The sequence below is a fragment of the Salmonella sp. 2020_1395 genome (genome assembly GCF_043848115.1).
GTDB lineage: Bacteria > Pseudomonadota > Gammaproteobacteria > Enterobacterales > Enterobacteriaceae > Salmonella > Salmonella enterica.
The window spans coordinates 16,698-38,193 of record NZ_JBCMFH010000023.1 but is presented as its reverse complement, the minus strand read 5'-3'; the positions used below and the strand labels follow the sequence as shown (position 1 = coordinate 38,193).

Genomic DNA, 21,496 nt, shown 5'->3' with positions numbered 1-21,496 from the left:
AGCGTCTTAATGACAAGCCTTACTGCTCATACAGCTCAAGCGGTAAACCGTCCGGATCGTTGAAAAAAGTAAAGCGCTTCCCGGTATACGGATCGATGCGTATCGGTTCGCACTTAACCTGATGCTTTTCCAGATGCGCAACGGCGTTTTCCACATTTTCCACGCTGAAAGCCAGATGGCGCAGGCCGCAGGCTTCAGGTCGGCTTGGACGCGCCGGAGGGAAGGGAAAAGAGAAAAGCTCAATCACATACTGCCCGTTTAGCGCCAAATCGCCCTTCCACGAGTCACGCTCTTCCCGCCAAACTTCGCTTAACAGATCGAACCCCAGAATATCGCAGTAAAACGCCTTGCTCACCGCATAGTCTGTCGCAATGATCGCGATGTGATGAACCTGTTTTAATCCCAGCATAGCGTCTCCTTTATTGATTATCAGTACGTTACTCGTCACATTCCCGTCAGGCAAGCTAACAGGCGTGTTTTAAGACTCGTACCTGGTACACCCCGTCTTCATTCCGTTTCGCGCCGTGAATATCCGTTTCAAAACCGGGATAATGCTGGCCAATCGAGCAGAGCATCAGCAGAAAATCGAGCACGGCCCGACTCTGTTGCGTAATCCTCTCGCCGGGCATCAACAGCGGAACGCCTGGCGGATAAGGCAGGAGCATATTCGCGGAAACGCGCCCTGGCAGTTGATCGAGCGCCACGGTTTCCACCTCGCCTTTGATCTGACGCTGCCAAGCCTGGTGCGGGGTCATGATCATCTCCGGTAAAACCTCGAACGCCCGCAGCATCAGCCCCGGAAGATCGTGCTGGCGGATCAGTTTATGGATCCCCTGCGCCAGATCCTGAATGCGCATATTGCGATAAAAATCCGGATCTTCCGCATACAGATCCGGCAACATATTTTTGACGCGCAGGTTAAGATCGTAGGCGCGTTTAAATTCCGTCAGTCCGCGCAGCAGCCCCATCGCACGGGTCTTATCAATCCCTATGCTGAACAAAAACAGCAGATTATACGGCCCGGTTTTTTCCACCACCACGCCTCGCTCATCGAGGAACTTCGCCACCAGCGCGGCGGGTATCCCCTCTTCGCTCATGTTGCCCTGTTCATCCATCCCCGGCGTCAGGATTGTCACCTTAACCGGATCGAGAAACATATGATCGTCATCAGCATCGGTGAAGCCATGCCAGGTTTCTCCCGGCGTGACCGGCCAGCATTCGGCCTCATCAACCTCTTCCGGCTGCCAGATATCAAAGAACCAGCTATCGGACTCTTCACGTAGCCGCTGTACCTCTTTACGAAAATGGAGCGCCCGTTCCACCGAACGATTAATCAATCTTTTCCCTGGATTGCCGCGCAGCATCGCCGCCGCGGTCTCGATAGAGGCGACAATGGGATAGCTCGGCGATGTGGAAGTGTGCATCATAAACGCTTCGTTAAACGTCTCTTCGTCATATTCCCCTTTGATATGAATAAGCGACGCCTGCGAAAAAGCCGCCAGCATTTTATGGGTGGATTGCGTTTCGAAAATCACTTTTCCGGGCACCCGATCGCCGCTCATCCCGCTTTTCCCCTGGTAGATCGGATGGAAATGGGTATAGGGTACCCAGGCGGAATCAAAATGGATCGAGGGAACGTCCAGCATCTGCTTGATCCAGTTAGTGTTATACAGCAGACCATCGTAAGTAGAATTGGTGATAACCGCATGAACCGGCCATTGCGCCTGCGCGGTTTCCGCCACCTTACGCGCAATGCTGTCGCGGGTAAATTCACGCTTAGGAATACCGCCGAGAATACCGAGCGCATTGCGCGTCGGCTTCAACCAGAGAGGCACCACATCGCTCATCATCAGCAAATGCGCCAGCGATTTATGGCAATTACGATCAATAAGTAGCGTACTTCCCGCAGGCGCGGCATACATACCGACAATTTTATTCGAGGTCGACGTACCGTTCGTCACCATATAACTCTGCTCGGCGCCAAAAGTACGGGCGATATACTCTTCCGCTTCCAGATGCGGCCCGGTGTGATCCAGCAGCGATCCCAGTTCAGTCACCGAAATCGACACATCGGCCTTTAAGGTATTGCCGCCAAAAAAGTCATAAAACAGACAGCCTGGCGGGCTTTTCTGATACGCCGTTCCCGCCATATGACCCGGCGTACAAAAGGTATATTTTCCTTCTTTGGCGTAGGTAAACAGCGCTTTGGTAAACGGCGGCGTAATATTATCGAGATATTCGTTTGTATATTGATGAATGCGCGTCGCGATATCTTCAGCCAGCCCCAATGCATACTCAAAAAACCACAGCGCCATGCGCATATCGTGAACGCTAACGTCCAGCGTGGAGTTGGTATTGATAAAGGCGTAGAGAGGAAGGTATTCATTTAGCTGGTTGATTTCGCTACAAAGGTCGAGACTGTATTCATCCCAGTCAAAAATAACGCCGCAGATGCGCGGGTTATGTTCAATAAACTTCAACAAGTCAACGCTATTTTGCGGCCAGATAATTTGAAATCCCAGGGATTGTAATGCACGCTCAAGCTCCTTGATGGGTTCATCTTTATAATAAACCCCGTGCGGCCCCATAATGGCGATGATGTTCATGCTTTCTCCTGAAAAAACCTGAGATAAGCATAGTAACAATCCTGCCGATGCAAAGCACCGACAGGATTTATCTTATTACAATGCGTTCCATGCATCGGCCCAGGCAATCCCTACGCCGGGCTCATAGTAGGCAGGCGCAACATTACACCATGAGCCTTCCGGGAACGGTTTGCACTGGTACAATGCGCCATTACTGTTGACGATGTCGCCCGGATTCCATTTCTGGCTGCTGCTCCAGGCAGGATAGCTGGTGGTCTTATCTTCGTCATCCGCAGCGGCGGCCTTCGCTTTCACATTCAGCGTATAAACCGCAGTGCTGGAGAGCGTACCGTCGCTAACGGTCAGATTCACCACATACTGGGTGTTCTGAGTGACATCCGGCGCGTTGAAAATCACAACGGCTTTATCCTGGCCACTGAGCGTTTTGCCATCCTGCGACATCCAGGTATAGGTGAGCTTGTCGCCATTCGCGTCGGTCGATCCTTCCGCGCTGAGTGAAACCGGGCTACCAGCTTCCACCGCCCCGACCGGCCCGGCAATGCGCGCGACTGGCGCCACGTTTTCATCCGTCACTGGCGCCGGAGTTGGCGTGACATCCGGTTCAGTGGTTCCGTTATCATCGACGACATTAACGTTGAAATAATGCTGTACACATTTCGTGTAGTCGCCCTCTTTAAAGGCGGTATACGGCGTCTGATATCCCACTAACTGGCAGGAATAGGTTTTACCGTCCGCAGTATCGGCGCTCCAGCCCCAGTCTTGTTCCCAATAGATCGGTAACGCGCCAGCGCCGCCTTCATCGAACTGCTTCATCTTTTTACAGCCCAACACTTCGTCCGCCGGCACCGGCACTTTCAGGTAGTTGGCAAACTCTTTGTAGTAGGCAATACGGTTAAGCGACTGCGCATTCTCATCTGCGCCGCCGCACTCCACGCCGCCATTGATGATCTGAATGGTGACGCCGAAACCTGATACCAGGCCGTTTGCTTTATCGCGATCGTTTGGCTGCCAGGTACCGTCAATCACATGTAGCATAGACGGCTTCGGCGGCTGCGGATACACAAAGAAGAAGACGGCGCTCGCCAGGTTCATCCAGGTATCCGCCACCAGCTCGGGTTTATCCAGCAGAGGGCGAACGTCGCCATACATCGCGTCAGAGAAAGGCCCATAGTTGTAGTTATAAGAAAGCTGTTTTGCCCCGCGACCAAAATAGCTGAGGAAATCGCCGTCCTTATCTTTACCGCACGGCCAGGTCTGGCCCTGCCATACATCCGGGTTACATTCGCCGTTGTAGCCGCCTTTCTGCCCTTCAGTCCAGCCGACTTCGCGCAGATAGACCAGCGCCTGACGCCATTCCGGAATGTCACGCCAGCTTTCGTGACCGCCCGTCTCCTGGGCAAAATGCGCAAACATAGTAGCCAGGGTTTTACGGCAGATAGCGTCGCTATCGCGTCCATCGGTGTAGGTACCACAAACCGCCGGGAATTTACCTATCGCTTTCAGGAAGTTAGAGTAAGTATATTCCGGCGCGCGCATCGGGAACAGATAATCCCAGTCGGCCTCTTTCAGAATACTTTCAACGCGTTTTACGTTTGCCGGGTTAGCGGCGCGCCCCGGTTCGATTTGTTCGACCGCGCTGTTATCCAACGTCTGGATAGAGGATTTCACTGCCTCCATTAACGGAAAATCCGTCAGCGCTTTCTCTTTCGCCGCCAGATCGCTGGCGTTGATGGTCATTGGCTCACTACTGCTAAGCAGCGGCGCGGCCTGCGCACCGGATAAGCTCAACATGATTCCTGCCGCCACGGCGCTGAGCGCCAGTGTTTTTTGCAATCCCATAATTTTCTCCTTGAAGGGTAGTTCACTGCCTGCCCTGGCCACACGCCTGGCAGTTGATACAGTGTCAGGGAGAACATGCCGTTGCGTTTAATCACATCAACTCATCGGCGTCTCATTTTTCCTCGTCCAAAAAAAAGAGGCCGGATTATCCGGCCTCCTGGGAAAAATGAGGTAAATGATTAGGCGTAACCGTAGCTCATCAAACGCTGGTAACGACGGTTTTTTAAATCATCGGTGCTTAACACATCGAGATCGGCTAAATCTTCCAGCAGCTGCGCTTTTAGCGACGCCGCCATCGCTTCCGGATTACGGTGCGCGCCGCCCAGCGGCTCCGGAATGATGGAATCGATGAGCTTCAGCTCTTTCAGACGCGGCGCGATGATGCCCATCGCTTCAGCAGCCAATGGCGCTTTGTCGGCGCTCTTCCACAAAATAGAGGCGCAACCTTCCGGGGAGATAACGGAATAGGTGCTGTATTGCAGCATATTCACTTTATCACCCACGCCAATCGCCAATGCGCCGCCGGAGCCGCCTTCGCCAATCACGGTGCAGATGACCGGTACGTTCAGACGAGACATCTCACGCAGGTTGCGGGCGATGGCTTCAGACTGACCACGCTCTTCCGCGCCCACGCCAGGGTAAGCGCCCGGGGTGTCGATGAAGGTGATAATCGGCATGTTGAAGCGTTCAGCCATTTCCATCAGGCGCAGCGCTTTGCGGTAGCCTTCCGGCGCTGGCATGCCAAAGTTACGACGAATTTTTTCTTTGGTTTCACGACCTTTCTGATGACCAATGATCATCACCGGCCGCCCTTCCAGACGCGCGATACCGCCGACGATGGCTTTGTCATCAGCATAGGCGCGATCGCCCGCCAGCTCATCAAACTCATCAAACGCCAGACGGACATAATCCAGGGTGTACGGACGCTGCGGATGGCGCGCCAGTTGGGCTACCTGCCATGCGCCGAGATCGGCGAAGATTTTGCGCGTCAGTTCTACGCTTTTTTCGCGCAGGCGATGGACTTCTTCATCGATATTAATATCCAGTTTCTCATCCTGGCGGCTTACCGCAGTCAGAGAATCGATTTTCGCTTCCAGCTCTGCTATCGGCTGTTCAAAATCAAGGAAATTCAGACTCATAGTATTCCTGTATTAGTCAAACTCCAGTTCCACCTGCTCCGAACCAATGAGGCCACGCAGATCGTTAAGTAAACGATCGCTCGGAGAGACACGCCACGTTGCGCCAAAACGCAGCCGCGCACGCGCATCCGCCCTCTGATAGTAGAGATGTACTGGAATGGTCCCCGAGCGGTGGGGTTCCAGAGACTGACGGAGTCGGTTTAAAAGCTGGTCATCAATTTGCCTGTCCGTCAGCGAGATAGCAAGCCCGCGAGCGTATTTTTCGCGAGCTTCGTCAATATCCATCACTTCGCGGGCGGTCATTTTAAGCCCCCCGCTGAAGTCATCAAAGCTGACCTGTCCGCTGACGATAAGTATGCGGTCTTTTTCCAGCAACTGCTGGTATTTATCCAGCGCGTCGGTAAATAACATCACTTCCAGACGCCCGGAACGGTCATCCAGCGTACAGATGCCGATACGATTGCCGCGCTTGGTGACCATAACCCTTGCGGCAATCACGAGCCCCGCAGCCGTGGTGACTTTACCACGTTCTGTCGGATGCATGTCTTTGAGCCTTACCCCGCCGACATAGCGCTCAATTTCTTTTAAATACTGATTGATGGGGTGGCCCGTCAGGTACAGCCCCAACGTTTCACGTTCCCCATCTAACACCACCTGCTCCGGCCACGGCTGGCAGCTGGCATAGGATTGCTCGATTTGCTCCGGCTCTTCCGCCAGTACGCCGAACATATCCGCCTGACCGATAGCTTCCGCTTTGGCGTGCTGGTCGGCGGCTTTCAGCGCATCGCCCAATGAGTTCATCAGCGCGGCGCGGTGCGGCCCCAGGCGGTCGAACGCCCCGGACATGATCAGCTTTTCCAGCACCCGGCGGTTGAGCTTTTTGGTGTCGGTTCGCGCGCACAGATCAAACAGCTCGCGGAAATAGCCGCCCTGATTACGCGCGTCGATGATCGCTTCGATCGGCCCTTCGCCGACGCCTTTGATCGCGCCGATACCGTAGACGATCTCGCCCTCATCGTTAACGTGGAAATGGTACAATCCGGAGTTAATATCCGGCGGCAGAATTTTCAGTCCCATCCGCCAGCACTCGTCCACCAGGCCGACGACCTTCTCGGTGTTGTCCATATCGGCAGTCATCACCGCCGCCATAAATTCAGCCGGATAGTGCGCCTTTAGCCATAGCGTCTGGTAAGAAACCAGCGCATAAGCGGCGGAGTGCGATTTGTTAAACCCGTAACCGGCGAATTTCTCCACCAGGTCAAAGATTTTCATCGCCAGTTCGCCGTCGATACCGTTCTTTTTCGCGCCCTCTTCAAAAACGGAACGCTGTTTGGCCATCTCCTCCGGCTTTTTCTTACCCATCGCACGACGCAGCATATCCGCGCCGCCGAGAGTATACCCGGAAAGTACCTGGGCAATCTGCATCACCTGTTCCTGATACAGAATGATGCCGTAGGTCGGCTCCAGTACCGGCTTCAGGCTTTCATGCTGCCACTGAACGTCCGGGTAAGAGAGTTCTTCACGACCGTGCTTACGGTCGATAAAGTTATCTACCATCCCTGACTGCAACGGGCCGGGACGGAACAGGGCCACCAGTGCGATCATATCTTCAAAGCAGTCTGGCTGCAGACGTTTGATCAGATCTTTCATGCCGCGCGATTCAAGCTGGAAGACCGCCGTGGTTTCCGAGCGCTGCAGCATGTCGAAGCTTTTTTTATCGTCCAGCGGAATGGCGGCGATATCCAGCGGCGGCTCGCCGTTTTTCTCGCGCCGCTTGTTGATCATCTCCAGCGCCCAGTTGATGATGGTCAGCGTACGCAAACCGAGGAAGTCGAACTTCACCAGCCCGGCATATTCCACGTCGCTTTTATCAAACTGGGTAACCGGATGCTTGCCCTCTTCATCGCAGTACAGCGGCGCAAAGTCGGTAATTTTGGTCGGCGCGATGACCACGCCGCCAGCGTGCTTACCGGCGTTACGCGTGACGCCTTCAAGCTTACGCGCCATATCGATCAGCGCTCTGACCTCTTCATCCGCCTCGTAAATTTCCGGCAGTTGCGGTTCCGCTTCAAAGGCTTTTGCCAGCGTCATGCCCGGATCGGGCGGCACCAGCTTCGAGATACGATCCACAAAACCGTACGGATGCCCCAGCACGCGGCCCACATCGCGGATAACGGCTTTCGCCGCCATCGTACCGAAGGTGATAATCTGCGATACCGCATCACGCCCGTACATGTCTGCGACGTGCTCAATCACCTGGTCGCGTTTCTCCATACAGAAGTCAACGTCGAAGTCAGGCATCGAGACACGTTCCGGGTTCAGGAAACGTTCGAACAGCAGGTCAAATTCCAGCGGATCAAGGTCGGTAATTTTCAGCGCGTAGGCCACCAGCGAACCAGCCCCGGAACCACGTCCCGGCCCTACCGGCACGCCGTTATCTTTTGACCACTGGATAAACTCCATCACGATGAGGAAGTAGCCAGGGAACCCCATCTGGTTGATAACCTGTAGTTCAATATCCAGACGCTCGTCATATTCCGGGCGACGCTTTTTGCGCTCTTCTTCGTCCGGAAACAGGAAAGCCAGACGCTCTTCCAGCCCCTCTTTCGCTTTTTTGACCAGATAATCTTCGGTGGTCATATCGCCGGTCGGGAACTGCGGCAGGAAATATTCACCCAGACGCACCGTTACGTTGCAGCGTTTGGCAATCTCCACCGTATTTTCCAGCGCCTCCGGAATATCGGAGAACAGCTCGCACATTTCTTCTTCACTGCGCATATACTGCTGCGGTGAATAATTGCGTGGACGTTTAGGATCGTCGAGCGTGAAACCGTCGTGGATCGCGACACGAATTTCATGGGCGTCAAAATCATCGCTTTCAAGAAAACGGACATCGTTTGTCGCGACAACCGGCAAACCACGTGCCTCAGCCAGCTCAACCGCAGCATGGAGATAGGTCTCTTCATCCTGTCTGCCGGTACGGATCAGTTCCAGGAAGTAGCGTTCGGGAAAATGCGCTTCATAGAAAGCAACGCACTCCTCCACCAGCGCCTGGTTGCCGCGTAGCAGACAGCGGCCTACGTCGCCCATGCGCCCGCCGGAAAGCAGGATCAAACCTTCTTTAAGCTCTACCAGCCAGTCGCGCTCAATAATCGGGCCTGCCGCGCCGTAGCCGCGCTGATACGCTTTCGAGATCAGCAACGTCAGGTTCTGGTATCCCGTATTATTCGCCGCCAGTACCGTCAGATGAGTCAGCTCATCTCCCAGCAGTTCGTTGTGAACATTAAAGTCCGCCCCGACGATGGGTTTAATGCCCGCGCCATGACCCGCTCCGTAGAACTTCACCAGACCGCAGAGGTTGGTAAAATCGGTGATCGCCAGCGCAGGCATACCTAATGAGGCCGCCTTTTTCACCAGCGGCCCGGTCTTCGCCAGCCCATCGATCATAGAGTAGTCGCTGTGCACCCGCAGGTGAACGAAACGTGGTTCAGACATCTTCAGATTTCTCGATACAAGAATCAGGACACAAGTCCCAGAGCGCGTTTAACAGGCGCAAAACTGCGTCGGTGGTGCGCCGTCGCGCCATACTGTGCCAACTTTTCCAGATGAAAAGCGGTTGGATAGCCTTTGTGCTGCGCAAAGCCATACTGAGGAAAAACGATATCCAGCGCCGCCATTTCTGCATCGCGGGTGACTTTCGCCAGAATAGACGCCGCGCTAATCTCCGCCACGCGGCTGTCGCCTTTCACCACGGCCATTGACGGCACAGGCAGCGCTGGACAGCGATTGCCGTCGATCAGCACATATTCTGGCGCAATATGCAGACCAGCGACAGCGCGCTGCATGGCGAGCATGGTGGCGTGCAAAATATTCAGCTCATCAATTTCATGCGCTTCCGCGCGTCCCAGACTCCAGCTTAACGCCTTTTCTTTAATCTCGTCATACAATGACAGACGACGCTTTTCAGACAATTTTTTGGAATCATTCAGACCGACGATCGGGCGAGCCGGATCGAGGATCACGGCGGCGGTCACTACGGCGCCCACCAGCGGGCCACGGCCCACTTCATCCACACCCGCCACTAAATGTGTGTGTGGATAAACAAATTCGATCATTGTGCTAACTCCAGGACGGCATCTGCCGCCTGCTCATCGGCATTACAGCGGATCTGCTGATGCAGTTCACGGAAGGTGTCGTGCATCGCATGGCTGGTTTTACCGTTCGCCAGTAGCGGCAACAGCGCTTCGGCGAGTTTTTGCGGTTCGCACTCTTCCTGCAACAGCTCTTTGACTAATTCTCTTCCCGCCAGCAGGTTAGGCAAAGACACATACTCCGTTTTCACCAGACGTTTCGCCAGCCAGAAAGTGAAGGGCTTCATACGATATCCCACTACCATCGGGCATTTTGCCAGCATACACTCCAGCGCCGCCGTACCCGAGGCCAGCAGAGCCGCGTCGCTGGCGATCATCGCCTCGCGCGCCATGCCGTCCAGCAAATGAGCGGCGAGATCCGGCGCAACCTCCGCTTTAATTTTTTCAAACTGCTCGCGGCGTTTCGCGTTTACCAGCGGCACGACCACTTCCAGATCGGGATAGCGCTGTCGCAGCAATTGTGCGGTTTTCAGGAAGTCGGCGCTGAGCATTTCCACTTCCGCGCCACGGCTGCCTGGCAGTAGCGCCAGACAATGGGCGTCATGCGGGATACCCAGCACGTCGCGCGCCGCATTTTTATCCGGGTCCAGCGGCATGGCATCCGCCATGGTGTGACCGATAAAGCGGCACGGGACGTTAAATTTATCGTAAAACGCTTTTTCGAAAGGCAGAAAAGCCAGCACCATATGGGTGGATCTGCCTATTTTGAAAACGCGTTTCTGTCGCCAGGCCCAAACGGACGGGCTGACATAATGAATGGTCTTAATCCCTTGTTTTTTCAGATTACCTTCGAGGGTAATATTGAAATCAGGGGCGTCAATCCCGACAAAGACATCGGGCTTGAGTTCGGTAAAACGGCGGGTCAGATCGGCGCGGATATGCAACAAACGGCGTAAACGTCCGAGCACTTCAACAATGCCCATGACCGCCAGCTCTTCCATTTCGTACCAGGCTTCACACCCTTCGGCCTGCATACGCGGCCCCGCAACGCCCACAAAGCGGGCGTTGGGTACGCGCGCTTTCAGCGCACGAATTAAGCCTGCGCCAAGAATATCGCCGGACGTTTCACCGGCGACCAGGGCAATCGTTAAAGGACGCTGTGCCGCCATTAACGAATCGGACCACGCGTTGAACGCTCAAAGAACTCGGTAAACGCCTTCACTTCCGGATGCTTTTCAGCAAGTTCAGCGATTTCCAGCTTCGCTTCGTCGAGCGTTTTACCACTGCGGTACAACAGTTTGTAGGCATTACGAATCGCCACCAGCCCTTCACGGCTAAAGCCGCGACGCTTCAGCCCTTCGATATTTACCCCGAACGGCGTCGCATGGTTACCCTGCGCAATCACATACGGAGGGACATCCTGCGCCACGCCGGAGCAGCCGCCGACCATCACATGCGCACCGATAATGCAGAATTGATGAACTGCCGTCATACCGCCGATGATCGCAAAATCATCGACAGATACGTGCCCCGCCAGCGTGGCGTTGTTGGCGAGGATACAGCGATTCCCTACCGTACAATCATGTGCGACATGCGCATTGATCATCAGCAGGTTATCGCTACCCACCTTCGTCAACCCACCGCCCTGCACTGTACCACGATGAATGGTGACGCTTTCGCGGATGCGGTTACGATCGCCAATTTCCACACGGGTCGGCTCACCCGCATATTTCAGATCCTGGTTCACTTCACCGATGGAGGCAAACTGATAAATCTCGTTGTCGCGGCCGATTTTGGTTTGACCATTCACGACCACATGAGACTTCAGTACGGTTCCCTCACCAATTTCGACCTGCGGCCCAACAATACAAAAGGGACCAATGTGGGCATTAGCGCCAATTACAGCGCCGTCTTCCACAATGGCGGTAGGATGAATAAAGGCGGATTTATCAATCACGAATCAGGCCTCCCGGCTACGAGCACACATCATGGTTGCTTCGCACACAACTTTACCGTCGACCAGCGCAACCCCTTTAAAGCGGGTCAGGCCACGGCGCGTTTTCTCGAAAGTGACTTCCATGATCATCTGATCGCCTGGCACCACCGGACGCTTAAAGCGCGCTTCATCAATACCCGCGAAATAATACAGTTCGCCAGGTTCCAGTTTACCAACGCTTTTAAACGCCAGAATACCGGTTGCCTGCGCCATCGCTTCCAGGATCAGCACGCCTGGCAAAATCGGTTTGCCCGGGAAGTGACCCTGGAAAAACGGCTCGTTGACGGAGACATTTTTCACCGCACGCAGAAAACGACCTTCTTCAAAGTCCAGCACGCGATCGACCAGTAAAAACGGAAAACGGTGCGGCAGAAGCTCTAAAATCTCTTCAATCTGCAGAGTATGAGTGTTAGTAGTCAAAATACTCTTCCTGTCCAAATATACAAAAAGGCAATAATAACACGGCCTGCCGCAATCGTATGAATGTGACAGGCCGGAAAAGAATGGCAACTACAAGGCGGAACGTTAGTCTTGTTGATTAACCTTGCGCTCAATCGCTTTGAGACGCTTGCTCATATCATCAATGTTCATCACCAGTGCAGCAGTTTTACGCCATACTTTGTTGGGTTGCAGCGGAATGCCTGAGGAGTAGACGCCCGGTTCCGTGATGGGACGCATCACCATACCCATGCCAGTTACCGTGACTTTGTCGCATATTTCCATATGCCCATTGATCACGCTGGCGCCGCCAATCATGCAGTAACGGCCAATCTTCAGGCTACCCGCCATAATGACGCCACCGGCAACTGCCGTATTGTCGCCAATCACGACGTTATGTGCAATCTGGCACTGATTATCAATAATCACGCCATTGCCAATAACAGTATCATCCAACGCGCCACGGTCAATGGTGGTACAAGCGCCGATCTCGACACGATCGCCAATAATGACCCGGCCCAGTTGTGGGATCTTCACCCAGTTGCCACGATCGTTAGCGTAGCCAAAACCGTCCGCGCCGATCACCGTACTGGACTGGATCAGGCAATTCTCACCGATCTGAATGTCGTGGTAAATCGTTACGTTCGCCCACAAGCGTGAACCCGCCCCGATTTTGCTATTTTTTCCGACGAAACAGCCTGCGCCGATAACCACGTTATCGCCCAGTTGTACGCCAGATTCAATCACCGCATTCGCGCCGACTGAAACATTGCTACCCAGCGTTGCCGTCGCATCAATCACGGCGCTTGGCGCGATATTCTGCGCGGGCTGCGGCGTAGTATCTAAAATTTGCGCCATGCGCGCGTAGGTCAGGTAGGGATTTTTAACTACCAGCGCCGCGCTCTTGGCAAAAGGAAGATCGTCCTGCGTCATGACAACCGCAGAAGCCTGGCATAAACCTAAGTGTTCACGGTACTTAGGATTTACCATAAACGTAATGTGGCCTGTTGTTGCAGATTGCATGGACGCAACGCCGGTGATGACGATATCGCCATCACCGTGTAATTCTGCATCCAACTGTTCTGCTAAGTCAGCCAGTCGAATTGAAGGCATTACTTATTTAACCTGTTTCAGTACGTCAGCGGTGATGTCTTTCACATCGCTGCTGTTGTAAGCAACGGTGTTTGCGTCTACCACCAGATCGATACTCTGGTCGTTAGCCACTTTTTTCACCGCAGTCTGGATACGAGTCACCAGTTTGTTGCGTTCTTCGTTGGAACGACGAGCGCGATCTTTCTCAAAAGCCTGCGCTTTTTGTGCGAAAGTCTGGCGCTGAGACATCACGTCTTTTTCCAGCTTAGTACGATCGCTACCTGCTTTCATGGATTGCAGACGCTGCATTTTAGATTGCAGATCGGTTTCCATTTTTTGCAGTTCAGCCGCACGGCCTTTAAATTCGTTTTCCAGTGTATTGGATACACCCGTCTTCTGCGCAACCTGTTGGAACAGATTACCCATGTTGACGATTGCAATTTTGTCAGCAGCCTGTGCGGACGTTACCATCGCCAAACCAAGACCTGCAGCTAATAACCACTTTTTCACAATAAACTCCTTACCATCCCATTTGCACCCGAAGGTACAGCTCTTTGCGTGGCCTGGCGATCCCCGGGGGCATCGCCAAAAGTCATCGCTACACTACCAATGCATTCCTTTGCAGTGAACAATTACCAGGTTTTACCAATGTTAAACTGGAACTGCTCGGCTTTGTCTCCATCGTACTTTTTAAACGGCTGGGCGTAGGAGAAGACCAACGGCCCCAATGGGGACATCCATTGTAATGCGATACCCGCGGACATACGGATGTTGCCTGGATCGCTGTAATCCGGTACATCTGACGGCGCAGATGACGGATCCCAGTTCGTATCCCAAACGGTACCCATATCCCAGAAGAAGGAGGTACGAACCGAGTTGGCATACTTTTCGCTGATGAACGGCGTCGGGGTAATAAATTCCAGGCTGGCGACAGCCATGGCATTACCACCTACCGCATCATCTGATTTACAGCCTGATTCCTGAGTACAGTCTTCGTATTCATCATTATCGCCCCCACTAGTGCGGGCGCCGTTTTTATAGACCGCTTTCGGGCCGATAGTATTCGACTGGAAACCACGCACGGTACTGGAACCACCGGCATAGAAGTTCTCATAGAACGGCATTTCCTTACCGCCTAAACCATCGCCATAACCCCAACGAGTACGCCCCAGAACCACCCACTTGTGATCGTTATCGATAGGCACATAGGTCGCGGTATCCAGCGACACTTTGTAGTATTCGTTGTCGGAACCTGGGATCGTCACCTTACCCGTCAGGTTGACTCGCGAGCCGTCCGTCGGGAAATACCCACGGTCAAGCTTGTTATAGGTCCAGCCGTAGTTAAAGGTGAAGTCGTCGGCAGCAAAATCGCTGGCATCAGGGTCGCCCATCGATTCAAGATAACGATCCATCGCGATCTGCGGCTGCATGTTGGACAGTTTGTTATGGACATAACCCAGACCAGCACGCAACGTGTTGTACTCATTGATGGGGAAGCCAAGCGTCACATCCGTACCGTAACTCTTGTTGGTATAGTCGGACAGGTCGGCATCATCCGCTTCAAAGTCGTTATAGAAGATACGACCACCGAGGCTCACGCCGTCAACGGTAAAGTATGGGTTAGTAACGGACAGTTCGCTGTAGGTCTGGTAGTCGTTTTTGGTGCCGTTAATCCCCACGGAATAACCGGTACCTAACCAGTTGTCCTGCTGAACGCCGGCCTGGAAGCTAACGCCGCTTTCTGTACCGTAACCGATACCGAAGTTAAAGCTACCGGTGTTGCGCTCTTTCACCTTGTACACCACATCAACCTGATCCGGGCTACCCGGAACGCGCTGCGTGTCGGTGTCGACGGTTTCAAAGAAGCCGAGACGGTTCAGACGCTCTTTCCCCTGGTCAACCAGGTCGCTGCCCAGCCACGCCCCTTCCATCTGGCGCATTTCACGGCGCAGAACGGAATCTTTTGAGGTGTCGTTGCCTTCAAAGCGGATCTTACGCACGTAGAAACGGTTGCCCGCATCGACGTTTACGCGCAGTTTTACGGTTTTGTCAGCATCGTTAATTTCAGGCTGTGACTGCACGCGCGGATAGGCGTAACCATAGCGACCCAGAAGCTTTTTGATGTCATCTTCCATTTTGGTCACTTTGGTGCCGTTATAGAGCTCGCCCGGTTCAATTTTCGTCAGTTTCTCAATTTCAGCGGAATGTCCGGCCAGGTTACCGCTCACCTGAACCCCGGAAAGCTTGTACTGATCGCCTTCGGTGATATTGACGGTGATGTAGATCCCTTTCTTATCCGGCGTCAGACTCACTTGCGTGGAGTCAATATTGAAACGCGCGTAGCCGCGATCCAGATAGTAGCTGCGCAAGGTTTCAAGGTCGCCCGCCAGCTTCTGTTTCTGGTATTTACGATCGCCGACGACGTTCCACCACGGCACTTCGTCACGCAACTGGAAATGAGAAATGAGTTCTTCGGTGCTAAAGGCATGGTTACCGACGATGTTGATCTGTTGGATCTTCGCCGATACGCCCTCCTGGAACACCAGTTTAAGATCAACACGGTTGCGCGGCAGCGGCGTGACGACCGCCTTAACGCTGGCGCTGTATTTACCTACGCTATAGTAAAAGTCTTCCAGACCTTTTTCGATATCAGACAACGTGGTGCGATCCAGAGACTCGCCAACACGTACGCCAGACGCTTCGAGGTTTTGCTTGAGCATGTCATCTTTCACCGACTTGTTCCCGGAGAAAGTGATGCTGGCAATGGTCGGACGTTCTTTTACCTGAACCAGAAGGGTATTACCATCGCGCAGGACGCGGACGTCCTCAAAGTTGCCGGTGGCGAACAGAGCGCGAATGGTGTTACTGATATCTTCATCATTAACCGTGTCGCCTGTGCGCACCGGCATACTGAGGAGAGCCGCACCAACGGCGACTCGCTGCAGGCCTTCGAAATGAATGTCCTTCACTACGAACCCTTCAGCACCGTATACGGTGGCGCTGCTGAACAGCAGCGACGCTATGAGCAACTTTTTCATCGCCATCGTTATTATGCGTTCTTCCTAACTAACTCTCTTACAACCGAGAGAAATCATTGAAAAGTGCAAGCCCCATTAACAACACCAGCAAAATCGAGCCAATGCGATAACTAAAGTCTTGAACCCGCTCGGATACCGGCCCGCCCTTAAGCTTTTCAATCGCCAGGAACAGCAGATGACCCCCGTCAAGAACGGGCAGCGGAAACAGGTTGATTATCCCTAAGTTCACGCTGATTAGCGCAAGGAACATCAGGTAATAAATCACCCCGAACTCCGCTGACATCCCAGCCCCCTGAGCGATAGAAATCGGCCCACTGAGGTTGTTCAGTTTCACATCACCGGTTATCAATTTACCCAGCATACTGACCGTCAGCTTCATCAACTGCCACGTCTTATCCGTGGCTTCGAGGATGGCGCTAAAAGGCCCATACTGGCGTATAGTCTTGTACTCTTCCGGCAGAGGAATAATTTTAGGCACCACGCCTGCAAACCCTTCCGCCTTTCCGTTAACCGATTTCGTATCCGGCGTTAACGTCAACGACAAGGCGCTCCCCTGCCTTTCAATCTCTAACGCTAACGGCTTACCGGGATTATCGCGTACAAACGTCACGAATTTCATCCACTGCGTTAACGGCTGACCATCGACTTTAACGATCCTGTCGCCCGCTTGCAAACCCGCTTTACTGGCTGCGGAATTCGCCTGCACTTCTGACAGTACCGGTTCAATCTGTGGCCCGCGGGGCCGAATCCCTAAAGAAGATACAGGATCTTGCTTATCAGGCTCAAATGCCCAGTGACGTAAATCAAGCGTTTTGTCCTGCCGCTGGTCGCTACCAAACGGCGCGACGCTCACCGTCGTCTGCTGATCGCCAATTTTGGACACCAGTTGTAAACGCACGGCATCCCAATCAGGGGTTTCGATACCATCAACGGCTTTAAGTTCCGTACCAGGCGCAATTTGCGCCTGCGCAGCAATCGAGTTGGGCGTTATTTCGCCAATGACCGGACGAACGCCAGGGACGCCGATGATAAAGACCAGCCAGTAAGCAAAGATAGCAAAAATGAAGTTCGCAACCGGACCTGCGGCAATAATTGCGGCGCGCTGGCCCACCGTTTTGTTATTGAAGGCGTGACGACGCAATTCCGGCGCTACCGGTTCGGCGCGCTCATCCAGCATTTTGACGTAGCCGCCCAGCGGGATCAGGGCGATGACATACTCGGTGCCGTACCGATCGGTACGACGCCAGAGCGCTTTACCAAAACCGATGGAAAAGCGCTCAACTCGCACACCGCAGCGCCGGGCAACCCAGAAATGACCAAATTCATGCACAGTGATCAGCACGCCCAGTGCGATGATGAATGCAGCCAGATTCCAGAGAATACTCAGCATAAAACCTTCCGTTAGAGCGTCCTGAACACCAGTAACAACAGGCAAGCAAAGACCGGTACGGCAGCCGTCAGGCTGTCAATTCGGTCCAGAATGCCGCCATGGCCTGGAATCAAGTGGCCGCTATCCTTAATTCCTGCTTCGCGCTTAAACATACTCTCGGTGAGGTCGCCCAGTACAGAAGCCAGAGCCGCCACCACAGAGCAAATCAGCAAGATAACAGGCGCAACATTCAGATTCGCCCACATACCGTAACCCCATGAGATCACGGCAGCCGTAGCAAGCCCGCCGATAAACCCTTGCCAGGTTTTACCCGGGGAAACCTTCGGCGCCAGCTTATGTTTGCCAAACAATTTACCAAACATATACGCGCCAGAGTCCGCTCCCCAGACCAGGATCATGACATAGAGTAGCCATATTGCGCCACTGTAATGATTCTCGTCATAGTGCCAGGCGCGCAGCGCCAGCATGCCCCAGAAAAATGGCACAATAGTTAACAAACCGAAAATGAGACGCAATGTTTTTGAGTTGCGCCAGATTGCCGCCGAACCGGGATAAAATAGCACCAGCAGTAGCGCGACAACCCACCATCCTAACGATGCCCAAAGCGACATCTCAACCAGCGGTTGACGAATGTTGTGATGATACTCAGGCAACAAAAATAGCATCAGCGCCAATAACAGACCACACAGCACCGCCAGCCAAACCCGCTGTGAACGCGCGGCGAAACCGCTTAACTGTCCCCATTCCCACTCGGCCAGCATACAGACAACCAGCGTAATAATGGCGAACCCCACCGGCGGCAATAAAAAAAGCGCAGCGATGACCGCGGGTATTAACACAAAAGCAGAAATCAGGCGATACTTCAGCAAAAGCAACCCCCATCAGGCTTTGTCATCACCAGGCTCGGTACCGCCGAAACGACGCTCTCGATTAGCAAAGGCATGCAGCGCACCTTCAAAGTCTTGTTCATCGAAATCGGGCCAAAGAACATCCGTAAAGTAAAGTTCGGCATAGGCAATTTGCCAAAGCAAAAAGTTACTAATGCGATGCTCTCCCCCAGTCCTAATTACTAAATCCACAGGCGCCAGCTCATGCATACAGATTTGCTGGCCTAGTCTCTCTTCATCAATCTGATCGGGGCGCAGCACTCCAGCCTGCACCTGTTCCGCCAGTTGTCGGACTCCCTGGACAATATCCCAACGTCCGCCGTAATTCGCAGCAATATTCAGCGTTAGACCCGTATTATGGGCGGTAAGCGCTTCTGATTTGCGAATACGTTCTTGTAAACGTGAGTTGAATCGACTGATATCGCCGATAATACGCAGGCGAACGTTATGGCGGTGCAGGCTTTTGACTTCGCTATCCAGCGCCCACACAAACAGCTCCATTAACGCGCTCACTTCCTGCGCCGGTCGGTTCCAGTTTTCACTACTAAAGGCATACAGCGTTAACGCATCAATACCGTTATTGGCAGCAAAAGAGACCGCTCGCCGGACGGACTTCGCCCCGGCTTTATGCCCAAAGGCCCGGATCTTCCCTTGCTTTTTCGCCCAGCGACCATTGCCATCCATAATTATTGCAACATGACGGCAGCCATGCGCTGGCAAATTTTCGCTTACTGGTTGAGTTGCAGACAACATAACGCGTTTTTTGTCCCTGAAAGGATTTAGCGGTACTCAGGAATACTGAAGCCTTTATACACATTCTCTTCGGTCCGCTTCGCGGATGGCTGCGCGTCATCGCCCCTGTCGTGCGCTGTCTGCGCACGCCGGGAACGTATTCGCCTGCCGTCCCGATGCGTCCTGAATGATTTTGTGTATCCACAAAAAAGCCGTGTAAAACCACGGCTAACCTGACCGAAAAAAGCCAAAAACCTGCGATCAGGTGGCGCAGACTATATCACCGAAGCCCAACGCTAACAAATAGCACGATCTTCTGTCGCGGGATAATCGTCAGCGTGAGAGCCGTATCACTTGTTTTCTGGCTACTTCACGCGCGATGGCGTCAACCTGCAATACGTCCTCAACGCTTGCCGGTTCCTGTAAATCCATCCTCTCCAGCACCGCTAAATTGAGCCCGGCGATATCGGTAAAACGAATCTGTTGCGCCAGAAACGCGGCAACGGTGATTTCGTTTGCCGCATTGAGCGCCGTCGTTGCCGCCTGACCTTGCTCAAACGCCTCCATCGCCAGCTTCAGGCACGGATAACGCTGATAATCTGGCGCGCTAAACGTCAGCGCGCTGAGTTTGCAAAAATCAAGCGGCTGCGCGCCGGACGTGACGCGATTCGGCCATGCCATCGTATGCGCAATAGGCGTACGCATGTCAGGTTCTCCAAGCTGCGCCAGGACGCTGCCGTCCTGATAACGCACCATCGAATGAATGACCGATTGCGGATGGATCAACACTTCCATCTGACGTGCGCTGGCATTAAATAACCAACGCGCTTCAATGTATTCCAGACCTTTATTCATCATGGTGGCGGAGTCGACGGAGATTTTTCGCCCCATCGACCAGTTCGGATGACGACATGCCTGATCCGGCGTCATCGCTGCCAGATCGCACATTGGCGTTTCACGAAACGGGCCACCAGACCCGGTAAGCAAAATCGACGTTACGCCATTTTGCTCAAGGTCAGCGTATCCCAGATTATGCTGAATAGATTGCGGCAAACTCTGAAAAATCGCGTTATGTTCGCTATCGACGGGTAAAAGCCGGGCGTTGCTGCGTTTTACTTCGTCCATAAACAGCCGCCCGCAGGTCACCAGCGATTCTTTATTCGCCAGCAGAATCGTCTTCCCTGCGCGAATCGCCGCCAGGGTCGGCAGTAAACCAGCCGCGCCCACAATGGCCGCCATCACATGCCCGACCTCATCAAGCGCCGCCATCTCACAGGCAGCCTGCTGACCGCTCAGAACCTCGGTGCGGCTGCCATGCTGCTGAAGCATTATTTTGAGCTGTTCTGCGCTCGACGTATCGTCCATCACGGCATAACGCGGCGAGAATTCCAGGCACTGCTCCGCCATGCGGGCGACATTTTTACCCGCCACCAGCGCGATAACGCGGAAGCTATCAGGATTATGGCGCACCACGTCCAGTGTGCTGCAACCAATAGAGCCGGTCGAGCCCAGAATGGTTAATTGCTTCATGAAACGTCCAGAAGTGTTGAAACGGAATAAAAAGCAAAACGCCGCACAGGAGACCTGATAATGTCTTCTGCGCGGCGCTTTGTACACCACTCATCCGCCAGGTTTAGCGGTGGAATGAGTTTATATCTGCGTACAGATCAATCAGAACTGCATCAGTTCTGCTTCTTTATCTGCCAACGCCGCATCAACTTTCTTAATTGCCGCGTCGGTCATTTTCTGTACTTCTTCCTGAGAGCGACGATCGTCATCTTCACTGATCGCTTTATCTTTCAGCAGAGCTTTTACTTTATCGTTCGCATCACGGCGGACGTTACGAACGGCGACACGCGCCTGCTCCGCTTCGCCACGGACAATTTTCGTCAGATCTTTACGACGTTCTTCGGTCAGCGGCGGCAGCGGAACGCGAATATCGGTGCCCGCAGAGCTTGGATTCAAACCGAGGTCTGACGCCATGATCGCTTTTTCAACGGCTGGCCCCATAGAACGGTCAAACACGTTAATTTTTAAGGTACGGGAGTCTTCTACCGTTACGCTTGCCAACTGGCGCAGCGGGGTCGGAGTGCCATAGTATTCTACGACAATACCATCCAGCAGGCTGGGAGAAGCACGACCCGTGCGCACTTTGCTGATTTGGGTTTTGAACGCTTCAACGCATTTTTCCATGCGTACTTCAGCATCTTTTCTGATATCGCTAATCACGTTACGAATCCTTGAAAAC

Annotated in this window: 17 protein-coding genes; all 17 read right to left on the bottom strand. The window is 53.5% G+C overall.

Annotated elements, in window-relative coordinates; genetic code table 11:
• Positions 1-19: 19 nt before the first annotated feature.
• Positions 20-409 (bottom strand): VOC family protein, encoded by a 390-nt coding sequence (locus tag ACH0WD_RS23070; protein WP_000901088.1) that lies wholly within the window; start codon positions 407-409, stop codon positions 20-22.
• Positions 410-464: 55 nt separating this feature from the next.
• Positions 465-2,606: a lysine decarboxylase LdcC gene (ldcC, locus tag ACH0WD_RS23065; protein WP_001021045.1), complete on the bottom strand. Its 2,142-nt coding sequence runs from the start codon at positions 2,604-2,606 to the stop codon at positions 465-467.
• Between the two features lie 75 nt (positions 2,607-2,681).
• Positions 2,682-4,445: a chitinase gene (locus ACH0WD_RS23060; protein ID WP_000524168.1), complete on the bottom strand. Its 1,764-nt coding sequence runs from the start codon at positions 4,443-4,445 to the stop codon at positions 2,682-2,684.
• Positions 4,446-4,624: 179 nt separating this feature from the next.
• A complete protein-coding gene (gene accA, locus ACH0WD_RS23055; protein WP_000055753.1) occupies positions 4,625-5,584 on the bottom strand; it encodes an acetyl-CoA carboxylase carboxyl transferase subunit alpha in 960 nt (319 codons plus the stop codon).
• Between the two features lie 12 nt (positions 5,585-5,596).
• Positions 5,597-9,079, bottom strand: coding sequence for a DNA polymerase III subunit alpha (dnaE, locus tag ACH0WD_RS23050; RefSeq protein WP_001294834.1), 3,483 nt, complete (start codon positions 9,077-9,079; stop codon positions 5,597-5,599).
• Between the two features lie 23 nt (positions 9,080-9,102).
• The gene (rnhB, locus tag ACH0WD_RS23045; protein ID WP_000569411.1) at positions 9,103-9,699 is read right to left on the bottom strand and encodes a ribonuclease HII; all 597 of its coding nucleotides are present in this window, start codon (positions 9,697-9,699) and stop codon (positions 9,103-9,105) included.
• Positions 9,696-10,844 carry a lipid-A-disaccharide synthase gene (gene lpxB / locus ACH0WD_RS23040; protein ID WP_000741214.1) on the bottom strand — a complete coding sequence of 383 codons (1,149 nt, stop codon included), beginning with the start codon at positions 10,842-10,844 and terminating at the stop codon, positions 9,696-9,698. Before lpxB ends, rnhB begins: the two co-directional genes overlap by 4 nt.
• A complete protein-coding gene (lpxA, locus tag ACH0WD_RS23035; RefSeq protein ID WP_000565950.1) occupies positions 10,844-11,632 on the bottom strand; it encodes an acyl-ACP--UDP-N-acetylglucosamine O-acyltransferase in 789 nt (262 codons plus the stop codon). The genes lpxB and lpxA overlap by 1 nt, the downstream gene beginning before the upstream one ends.
• A gap of 3 nt (positions 11,633-11,635) precedes the next feature.
• Positions 11,636-12,091 carry a 3-hydroxyacyl-ACP dehydratase FabZ gene (gene fabZ, locus ACH0WD_RS23030; protein WP_000210741.1) on the bottom strand — a complete coding sequence of 152 codons (456 nt, stop codon included), beginning with the start codon at positions 12,089-12,091 and terminating at the stop codon, positions 11,636-11,638.
• 105 nt (positions 12,092-12,196) lie between these two features.
• The gene (gene lpxD, locus ACH0WD_RS23025; protein WP_001139265.1) at positions 12,197-13,222 is read right to left on the bottom strand and encodes a UDP-3-O-(3-hydroxymyristoyl)glucosamine N-acyltransferase; all 1,026 of its coding nucleotides are present in this window, start codon (positions 13,220-13,222) and stop codon (positions 12,197-12,199) included.
• 3 nt (positions 13,223-13,225) lie between these two features.
• Positions 13,226-13,711, bottom strand: coding sequence for a molecular chaperone Skp (gene skp / locus ACH0WD_RS23020; RefSeq protein WP_000758966.1), 486 nt, complete (start codon positions 13,709-13,711; stop codon positions 13,226-13,228).
• 122 nt (positions 13,712-13,833) lie between these two features.
• Positions 13,834-16,245 carry an outer membrane protein assembly factor BamA gene (gene bamA / locus ACH0WD_RS23015; RefSeq protein WP_001240924.1) on the bottom strand — a complete coding sequence of 804 codons (2,412 nt, stop codon included), beginning with the start codon at positions 16,243-16,245 and terminating at the stop codon, positions 13,834-13,836.
• Positions 16,246-16,276: 31 nt separating this feature from the next.
• Entirely contained in the window at positions 16,277-17,629 is a 1,353-nt protein-coding gene (rseP, locus tag ACH0WD_RS23010) for a sigma E protease regulator RseP (RefSeq protein WP_000949017.1), read from the bottom strand.
• 11 nt (positions 17,630-17,640) lie between these two features.
• Positions 17,641-18,498 (bottom strand): phosphatidate cytidylyltransferase, encoded by an 858-nt coding sequence (cdsA, locus tag ACH0WD_RS23005; RefSeq protein WP_395202445.1) that lies wholly within the window; start codon positions 18,496-18,498, stop codon positions 17,641-17,643.
• 12 nt (positions 18,499-18,510) lie between these two features.
• A complete protein-coding gene (gene ispU, locus ACH0WD_RS23000) occupies positions 18,511-19,269 on the bottom strand; it encodes a (2E,6E)-farnesyl-diphosphate-specific ditrans,polycis-undecaprenyl-diphosphate synthase (protein WP_000947413.1) in 759 nt (252 codons plus the stop codon).
• A 312-nt stretch (positions 19,270-19,581) separates the two neighbouring features.
• On the bottom strand, positions 19,582-20,778 hold the full coding sequence (gene ispC / locus ACH0WD_RS22995; RefSeq protein ID WP_000811905.1) for a 1-deoxy-D-xylulose-5-phosphate reductoisomerase: 1,197 nt from the start codon (positions 20,776-20,778) through the stop codon (positions 19,582-19,584).
• Between the two features lie 141 nt (positions 20,779-20,919).
• Positions 20,920-21,477 (bottom strand): ribosome recycling factor, encoded by a 558-nt coding sequence (frr, locus tag ACH0WD_RS22990; protein WP_000622423.1) that lies wholly within the window; start codon positions 21,475-21,477, stop codon positions 20,920-20,922.
• Between the last annotated feature and the right edge of the window lie 19 nt (positions 21,478-21,496).